General features: G+C 32.9%; 3 protein-coding genes. 1 reads left to right on the forward strand and 2 read right to left on the reverse strand.

What is annotated here, in order from left to right; all coding sequences use genetic code 11:
- Positions 1-984: ATP-binding protein (locus PX484_RS03185; RefSeq protein ID WP_288102831.1), on the forward strand; the 984-nt coding region annotated here is incomplete at its 5' end.
- Positions 985-1,028: 44 nt separating this feature from the next.
- Here PX484_RS03185 and PX484_RS03190 read toward each other — a convergent pair.
- Positions 1,029-1,274 (reverse strand): type II toxin-antitoxin system HicB family antitoxin, encoded by a 246-nt coding sequence (locus PX484_RS03190; protein ID WP_287077819.1) that lies wholly within the window; start codon positions 1,272-1,274, stop codon positions 1,029-1,031.
- A 3-nt stretch (positions 1,275-1,277) separates the two neighbouring features.
- Positions 1,278-1,996, reverse strand: a 719-nt coding sequence (locus PX484_RS03195; protein WP_288102833.1) for an SH3 domain-containing protein, incomplete at its 5' end; no start/stop codon positions are given.

Below are 1,996 nucleotides of genomic sequence, written 5' to 3' on the forward strand. Positions count from 1 at the left end.
TATTTAGATTTAGGTCATATTCCTGAAATAACTCAATTTTATGGGAGAGTTGCCGAATTAAATAATCTAGAAACTTGGATAGTTGCGGAGAAATACCGTTTGGTTACTGTGTTAGGTTTAAAAGGAATTGGTAAAACCACCCTTTCTTTGAAACTGGTTGATAAAATCAAAAATAGTTTTAATTATGTTATTCGCAGAAGTTTGTATTTTTGTCCAAAATTAGATGAACTTTTAAGTGAAATTTTACCCTCTATCAATCCTCAATTAAAGCTCTCTCAAAGTCTTGACAAGAAATTAAATTTATTCTTAGAGTTAATAAAAAGCCATCGCTGTTTGATTATTTTTGATGATTTACAAAGTCTATTTGACTCTAAAAAACTAGCAGGTAATTATCAAAAAGATTACCAAGATTATCAACTATTGTTTGAAAGCATTGCTGAAGTCAATCATCAAAGCTGTTTACTGTTGTTGAGTCAAGAAAAACCTATTGATACGACTTTTTATGGACAGAAAAATAAATTCATTAAAACATTAATCGTAGAAGGTTTAGAAGAAGATGCAATAGAAATTTTGCGCCATCATAATCTATTAAATGAAGACAGTTGGGAAACCCTAATTAAACGTTATCAAGGTCATCCTCTTTGGTTAGAATTAGTTGCCAGTTTTATTCAAGAGATGTTTTTGGGTAAGGTTGCTGACTTTTTAGAACTTAAATACCCGATTGCCGAAGAAACTTTAGAGCAGACTTTATTAAGTATTTTACAAAGTTTAACAGAATCAGAGAAACTAATGCTAACAGAATTAGCAAATTTCAATCAACCTATTTCCATTAAAGAAATGATGGATCAAACCTCTCTAGATTATACAGATTCTTTGAAAGCAATTCAATCTCTAATCAGACGAATAATAGTGGCAAAAGATGAGAACGCTCTATTATGTTTAAATCCTGTTTTTAAAGCTTATGTAATTAATCATCAAATCTAGATATGAGTCGAAAGCAAGAGAAATTTTAGCTAATTTTATCGCAATCATAATAGTTTACGAAATTCTACGACGGTCAAATAGTTACACCTGCATTTTAATTTCAGGAATTTCCCCATCTTGCCAGCGTTTTTCCAAGGCTGCAAGATACTCATTGCATCTTGTATATTAATTAATGCCTCTTCCTCAGTGTCTCCCTCAGACCAACAACCAGGGAGTGCAGGAACGCCAACAGTAATTCCTTCTTCAGAACGATAAAGGACAATTTTGTATTTCATCACAATAGCGATCACAATTTATCTATAAAGCCGTGATATCATCCAATCAACAAACGACTTTAATGTCTTGAGTATCCCATCAGGCCAGTGTTCTCTTTCTGGTATTGAATCTTCACTATCACCACACTGTTGAACAAGTTTAGCGCCTGTCTCTCTCCCTTGTTGAGATACATATAAATCTCGTCTATCTACAGCTTCTATAATTTTATCTTTATCTGATTTTGGTAAATCTTTCCAACCAGATTCACAATAAGAATCTGGATGTGTTTCATAGGCAAACTTACGAAACTCATCAGATTGAAGCTCTAATTTTGCAAATAATTCAGGATCGGCTTTTAACTTATTTTCCATTTTCTGCTGTAAAGATTTCCCGACATTTTTTAGAAATTCTTGCCCTTTTTTAGTCAAATTAGGATAAGTTTCATTCATAAATCTAGTCAAGTATTTATGTCCAAACTCTAAGTAATAATCTGGTGGTTGCTGGCCAGGATTTCTTTTCATAAAATCGTCGTAGCGAAATTGATAGTAATCTATATTCCCCAATGAGTCTGGTGGATAAGGAGTAGGAATAATAGAACCATAATCAGCGCAATTTGTTGAACTTTTTTCTTCAAAAATATCAATACAGTCAGGCATGACCCATCCTTGTAGTTTAGTATCTTGATCAAATACCAAATACCAAAGATGATCTGCTTCATCTGTAACCCAGGCAAACTTTCCTGTAGGTGGAATCCGAA

The sequence above is a fragment of the Microcystis sp. M49636_WE2 genome (assembly GCF_030065375.1).
In the GTDB taxonomy this organism is placed as follows: Bacteria; Cyanobacteriota; Cyanobacteriia; order Cyanobacteriales; family Microcystaceae; genus Microcystis; species Microcystis aeruginosa_C.